A 6721-nucleotide genomic window follows, 5' to 3' on the forward strand; every position below is an offset into this window, starting at 1 on the left:
TGGTGTTTGCGCGCCTGGTTGCTGGGTGGGGTCGGTGCCGCACCGGGGTACCTCCTCGGCGGCGCACGTGCACGTGGGTTCTTCGGCTTTCTCGCCGTTTCGTGCGCCGCGCTGCGGGGGCACCCCGCTACGTCCCCTCCGGTGGCGGGGGCGCACAAAGCGGGTGGGGGTTACGCGCTCCCTGCGTGCCTGGCTGGCCCGTGATCCGCGACCCGCTGTCCCCAGACAGCTCCGGCTTCGCCGGAAAAAAGACAGGCGGGGAGCCGAGGGCCGGCCGCAACCACCGATGGTTTTCCACCCCTACCGCGGGCGCGCCGCTGACGAGAGCCGAGGGGACGTGGCGGGGTGCCCCCGCAGCGCGGCGCACATCTCCCCAGGGAGAGCCGAAGAACACCCCGCACGGTGCGCCGCCGAGGAGGTACCCCGGTGCGGCCCCGACCCCGCACGGACAGAGCGCACGACCGCAACCCTCAACCCCCGCCCCGAAGGGGCGGGCAAACGCTTGTGGCGCTCACGTCACGGACGACCCACAACGGGGACGTCGCGCCAACCACCCCGGAGGGGACGTCGCGCAACGCGCAAGCGAAGGGCACACTCTTGGGGGCCGACGACCGAAGACGCGCCGACGACAGGATTCCCACCGTGACCGACACCGCCTCCCCCACCACCCGTCGCTACGGGTCCCGGCCCACCATGAAGGACGTCGCCGCGCGGGCCGGCGTGGGCCTCAAGACGGTCTCCCGGGTGGTGAACGGGGAACCGGGGGTCACCACGGACACCGAGCGCCGGGTCCAAGAGGCGATCCAGGCCCTCGGCTTTCGCCGCAACGACAGCGCACGCGTCCTCCGCAAAGGCCGCACGGCGAGCGTCGGCCTCGTACTGGAGGATCTGGCCGACCCGTTCTACGCGCCGCTCAGCCGGGCCGTGGAGGAGGTCGCGCGCGCCCATGGCGCGCTGCTCATCCACGGTTCGAGCGCGGAGGACGCCGAGCGGGAGCGGGAGCTCGTGCTCGCGCTGTGCGCCCGCCGCGTGGACGGCCTCGTCATCGTTCCGGCCAGCGACGACCACCGCTATCTGGAGCCGGAGATCGCGGCGGGCGTGGCCACCGTCTTCGTGGACCGCCCGGCGGGCCGGATCGCGGCGGACACGGTGCTGTCCGACAGCTTCTCGGGCGCGCGCGAGGGCGTGGCGCACCTCATCGCGCACGGCCACCGCAGGATCGGCTTCATCGGGGACCGGCCGAGCATTCACACCGCGACGGAGCGGCTGCGCGGCTACCGCGCGGCCATGGCGGACGCGGGGCTGCCGGCCGACGAGCGCTGGGTGTCGCTGGGCGCCACCGCGCCGGAGCGGGTGCGGGCGGCGGCCGAGGCGATGCTGGGCGGGCCGGAGCCGGTCACGGCGGTCTTCGCGGGCAACAACCGGGTGACCGTCACGGTGGTGCGCGTGCTCACCGCCTGGCCGTGGCCGGTCGCGCTGGTCGGCTTCGACGACTTCGAGCTGGCGGATCTGCTGTCGCCCGGGGTGACGGTGGTGGCGCAGGACGCGGCGCTGCTGGGCCGTACGGCCGCGGAGCGGCTCTTCCGGCGGCTGGACGGGGAGGCCGGGGAGCCGGCCCGGGTGGAGCTGACGACGCGGCTGATCGCCCGGGGTTCGGGGGAACTCCCCCCGGCGGGTGGGGGTGCGGGGCGCGCCGGTCAGATGCCGAACGGCGCGGCGTAGCGGACGGTGCCGGACGGCAGGGGGCCGCCGTCCAGGCTGAGGGCCATCATGGCCTCGTCGGGCACGTCGATGGTCAGGCCGATGCCGTGGGCGGAGGCCCGCTCGAAGCCGAACCGCGGGTAGTACTCGGGGTGTCCGAGGACGGTGACGTAGTGCTCGCCCCGGTCCCGGGCGGCGTCGAGCGCGGCGCGGATGGCGGCGGAGCCGGCGCCGGTCCGCTGCCGCTCGGGGCGTACGGAGACGGGGGCCAGGCACAGGGCCGGGGTGTCGCCGATGTGGCAGCGGGTCAGCAGGGCGTGTGCGACGGGGTGGTCCGTGGCGTCGGTGGCGACGACGGACAGGCCGTCGATCCATGCCGCGTCGGCGCGCAGGGCGTCGACGAGGTCGGCTTCCAGCGGGGTGTCGAACGCGGCGAGGAGGATGGCGCGGACGGCCGGGATGTCCGCCTCGGTCTCGGGCCGGGTGGCCCAAGAGGAGGGCGGGGAGGACGGTGACGTGGAGTGCTGCACGGTTTCCCTCGGTGTGCGGGCTGCGCGGGATTCGGGCGGGTGCGACCCTAACGCACCCGCCCTTTCCACCGCGGGGCGGTGGGGCGTCGCACAGCGGTGGGGCGCCGCTTCGTGGTCAGCAGAGGGGGAGGCCGGGAACGGGCTGGTCGTTGTCGCCGCCCTTGATGTAGACGTCGCTGACGAACACGCCGCGGTTGCCGCTGTCGTCGTCCGTTCTGGCCCACCACACGTTCGTCCACTGGCCGCTGGTCTCCCGGCGGCCCTTCGTCTGGCAGTAGAAGTAGTTCGTTCCGGCGTTGAGGACGCCGACGCGGTTGCCGGCCGCGTCGTACGAGGAGGCGGTGCGCCAGACCGTGCAGTTGTACTTGCCGCCGCCGATGGCGTGGCACACCGGGGCCTGTGCCGGGCGGCCGGCCGGGCCGCCGGCCGCGGTCGAACCGCCCCCGGGGGCCGGCGGCGCGGACGGGGAGGCGCCGGCCGAGCCCGGCGTCGTACCGGCCGAGCCCCGGGGCTTGTCCCCCGCCGAGGCCGAGGTCGACGGTGAGGCCGCGGCCGAACCCGAGGGCTTCGCGCTCTCCGTGGGCCGTCCCCCCTGTCCCGCCCGCTCCGCCGCCGCGTCGCCGTTCGACGCGCCGGGCGAGGCGGTGCCGGGCGCGGTGGGGCCGTTCGCGACCGCGCGCCCCGGCGCGTCGTCCCCGGAGCCCTGGAGGGCGGCGACCGTCACGCCTCCGCCGGCCAGGACGACCGTGGCGACCGCGGCCGCCACCACCACGCGCTGACGAGCCGTGCGCCCACGGGCCGTGCTCGTACGTGCCCCGCCGCTACGAGCCGTTCGCTTGCCGACCATCTCGACTCCCCCTCCCGGCGCCCCGGTTCGTCCGGAGCGGTCACAGTCGAGTACGGAGTCGCTCTCGGGCGGGCTCAGTCCGTTACGGTTCCAACACGTAACGCCAACACGACTCGGACAGTCGTCGAACGCCACGAACGGTCAGACCTCGACGAGCAGTTCGGTCAGCCCCCGGATCACGTACCCCGGCCGCCACCTCGGCTCCGCCGCCGGCCGAAGCCCCGGCGCCCGCCGCAGCAGCGCCTCGAACACCGCCTGGAGCTCCAGGCGCGCCAGCGGCGCGCCGAGGCAGTAGTGCAGGCCCGCCCCGAAGCTGATGTGCGGGTTGTCGCGGCGCCCGAGGTCGAGCCGGTCCGGGTCGGCGAAGCGCTCGGGGTCGCGGTTGGCCGAGCCGAAGAGCAGCGCCACCTCGCTGCCGCGCGGCACCACCGTGCCACCGATCTCGATGTCGTCGAGCACCCACCGCTCGAACATCTGCAGCGGGGTGTCGTAGCGCATCAACTCCTCGACCGCCGTCGGCAGCAGAGCGGGATCGGCGCGCAGGGCGGCGAGCTGCTCCGGGTGGCGGAAGAGGGTCAGCCAGCCGTTCGCCGTGGTGTTGACCGTGGCCTCGTGGCCCGCGTTGAGCAGCAGCACACAGGTGGACACCATCTCCTGCTCGCTCAGCCGGCCGCGTACGCGGTGCGAGGCGCCCGCCCCGGCGGCGCGCGCAGTACTGTCACCCGGGTCGTCATGGGCCGCGATCAGCGCGCTGATCAGATCCGTCCCCGGCCGGAACCGCCGCTCGGCGATCAACTCCCGCAGATACGCGGAGAACTCCCGCGACGCGTCCACCGCCCGCCGTGCCACCTCCTCCGTCGGGTTCAGCTCGAACATGCCGACGATCGCCGCCGACCAGGGGCGCAGCAGGTGCCGGTCGGCGGCCGGGATGCCCAGCATCTCCGCGATCACGGCCACCGGCAGCGGTTCGGCGACCCGGGCGAGGAGGTCGCCGCCGCCGTCCGCGCACAGCCGCGCGACCAGGTCGTCCGCCAGCCGCCGTACGGTCGGGGCCAGCCGTTCGACCGTACGGGGGGTGAACGCCTGGGACACCAGCCGGCGGATACGGGTGTGGTCCGGCGGTTCGAGATCCAGCAGCCCGTGGGCGTTGAGCGTGTGGAACGGCTCGTGCTCGGGCGGCGGCGGAGTACGGCCGAACTCCTCGTGCGTGAAGCGGTGCAGATACGTGCGGCCCAGCCGGCGGTCCCGCAGCAGCGCGGCGACATCGGCGTACCGGGGGATCAGCCACTGGTCCGTCGGCTCGAAGCGGTGCACCCGCCCCGCCGCGCGCAGCCGCGCGTACGCCGGGTACGGGTCCGCGACGAACTCCGGGGACCAGGGGTCGAAGACGGCGGCGGCCTCGGCTCGGGTCATGGTCCGAGCCTAGGCTCGGCCGCCGCCCGCGCCCAGGGTCCGTCCGTCGTGATCGCCGCGCCGTACGCCCTCGCTCCAGCCGCGCCGTACGCCCTCGCGTCAGCCGCCCGGCGTCACCAGGCCGATCTCGTACGCGAACACCGCCGCCTGTGTGCGGTCCCGCAGGCCCAGCTTCACCAGGATGCGGCTCACATGCGTCTTGATCGTGGCCTCGGTGACCACCAGCCGCGCGGCGATCTCCGCGTTGGACAGGCCCTGGGCGATCAGCGCCAGCACCTCCGTCTCGCGCTCGGTGAGCGCCTCGATCCGGTCCATCCGCGGGGCGCGGGGCGCGCCCAGCCGCGAGAACTCCGCCAGCAGCCGCTTGGTGACGGTCGGCGCGAGCAGCGCCTCGCCGGCGGCCACGATCCGTACGGCGTCGGCGAGCTGCCGGGCGGAGGCGTCCTTGAGCAGGAAGCCGCTGGCGCCGGCGCGCAGGGCCTCGTAGACGTACTCGTCGAGGTCGAAGGTGGTGAGGATCAGTACGCGGGTGGGCGCGGCGGCACTCGCGCCGGCGCCCGCGGCCGCACTCGCACCGGGGCCGGCCGCCCCGAGCGCGCCCTCGGAAGCGCCCCCGAGCGCGCCCCCGAGCGCGCCCCCGAGCGCGTCCCCGGAAGCAGAGCCGGAACCAGACCCGGAAGCAGCCGCGGGCCCCGCGGCCGACGGCGCCCCGCCACAGATCCGCCGGGTCGCCTCCAGCCCGTTCATCCCCGGCATCCGGATGTCCATGAGCACGACGTCCGGCCGCAGCTCCTCGACCCGCGCCACCGCCTCGTACCCGTCCACCGCCTCGCCCACGACCTCGATGTCGGGCTGGGCGCCCAGCAGTACGGAGAAGCCCTCCCGGACCATCACCTGATCGTCGGCGATCATCACCCGGATCGTCACGCGTCCGCCCCCTGTCCGCCGGCCGGCAGGAATGCCGCCACCTCGTAGCCGCCGTCCGCCGTGGGACCGGCGGTCAGCTCGCCGCCGAGCATCGCGGCGCGCTCCTTCATGCCCAGCACGCCGTGCCCCATGCCGGGCGACGGCCTGACCTCACCGCGCGGCGCCGTGTTGACGATGCGCAGCCCGATGCCGGTGAGGACGTAGCCGAGCTCGATGCGGACCTCGCTGCCCGGCGCGTGCCGCAGCGCGTTGCTCAGCGCCTCCTGGACGATCCGGAACGCCGACAGCTCCACGCCCTGCGGCAGCTCCCGCTCGGCCCCCGTCCGCACCACGTCGACGGCCATGCCCACCGCCCGTACGCCGTCGATCAGCTCATCGAGCCGGGCCAGCGTCGGCTGCGGCGCGTCCGGCGTCTCCTGGGCGCCCGCCGTCTCGAACCGCAGCACGCCCAGCACCCGGCGCAGCTCGGTCAGCGCGATCACCGCGCTCTCCCGGATGGTCGCGAAACTCCTGGTCAGCTCCTCGGGCGGATCGCTGACCCGGTACGGCGCGGCCTCCGCCTGGATGGCGATCACCGACATGTGGTGGGCCACGACGTCGTGCAGCTCGCGCGCGATCCGGGCGCGCTCCTCCAGCTGGGTGTGCTGGCCGCGGACGTCCGCGACGATGGTCTCCTGCTCGGTCACCCGGCCCCGCGCGAGCCACCAGGCGCGGCCGATGGCGGCGATGCCCAGGGCGAACGCGGCGAGGACCGCGCAGGCGGCGAGGTCGGACTCGAACGACGAGCCGGCGAACACCCCCCGGACGGGGATCAGCGCGACAAAGGTGACCAGCCACATCTCGAACGCGACCCGGGGCCGGGTCCGCACGGTGACCAGGGCCATCACCACGACATGGGCGAAGAACCCGGGCGTCGGCCAGTCACTGGAGAAGGCGCCCAGGATGGCCACCAGCAGGGACACCCAGAACGCGCCCACCGGCCGGAACAGGAGGATCAGCAGCGGCAGCACGATGGCGACGGAGCCGACGAGCCGCAGGGCGAAGTCGACGAGGCCGAAGCCGGGGTCCCGGCTCATGTTCGCCAGCAGGAACAGCAGGGCGAAGCCGACGATCATGGCGTGCGGCAGCCAGCGGACCACCGTACGGACGACGCGGGGCAGGGCGGCGACGCGGGGGCCGCCGATGGGGCGCAGTGGGTCGAGGGCCCACATGTCCCGCGTGAGGTCCTCCTGGAACACGTGCCGGGCCGCCCGGGCGAGGTGGGACTCCGTCCAGGCGTGCGGGGCGGGGTGGGGGCCGGTGG

6 protein-coding genes are annotated in these 6721 nt (G+C 74.7%); 1 reads left to right on the forward strand and 5 read right to left on the reverse strand.

What is annotated here, in order from left to right:
- Positions 1-642: 642 nt before the first annotated feature.
- Complete coding sequence (locus ACSNOD_RS26730; RefSeq protein WP_436769626.1) at positions 643-1722, forward strand: LacI family DNA-binding transcriptional regulator; 1080 nt, start codon at positions 643-645, stop codon at positions 1720-1722.
- On the opposite strand, the gene ACSNOD_RS26735 is transcribed toward ACSNOD_RS26730, so the two are convergent.
- From ACSNOD_RS26735 to ACSNOD_RS26755, 5 genes are all read right to left on the reverse strand, one after another.
- Positions 1698-2231 carry a GNAT family N-acetyltransferase gene (locus ACSNOD_RS26735; protein ID WP_436769627.1) on the reverse strand — a complete coding sequence of 178 codons (534 nt, stop codon included), beginning with the start codon at positions 2229-2231 and terminating at the stop codon, positions 1698-1700. The two genes, ACSNOD_RS26730 and ACSNOD_RS26735, sit on opposite strands and share 25 nt — an antisense overlap.
- A 115-nt stretch (positions 2232-2346) precedes the next feature.
- Positions 2347-3078, reverse strand: a complete 732-nt coding sequence (locus tag ACSNOD_RS26740) for a hypothetical protein (RefSeq protein ID WP_436769628.1) — start codon at positions 3076-3078, stop codon at positions 2347-2349.
- A 141-nt stretch (positions 3079-3219) separates the two neighbouring features.
- Positions 3220-4491 carry a cytochrome P450 gene (locus ACSNOD_RS26745; protein WP_436769629.1) on the reverse strand — a complete coding sequence of 424 codons (1272 nt, stop codon included), beginning with the start codon at positions 4489-4491 and terminating at the stop codon, positions 3220-3222.
- 99 nt (positions 4492-4590) lie between these two features.
- Positions 4591-5403, reverse strand: coding sequence for a response regulator (locus tag ACSNOD_RS26750; RefSeq protein ID WP_436769630.1), 813 nt, complete (start codon positions 5401-5403; stop codon positions 4591-4593).
- Positions 5404-5414: 11 nt separating this feature from the next.
- The coding region (locus ACSNOD_RS26755) for a sensor histidine kinase (protein WP_436769631.1) at positions 5415-6721 on the reverse strand (1307 nt) is incomplete at its 5' end.

It is taken from the genome of Streptomyces sp. URMC 123 (assembly GCF_051386515.1).
Taxonomy (GTDB): Bacteria; Actinomycetota; Actinomycetes; order Streptomycetales; family Streptomycetaceae; genus Streptomyces.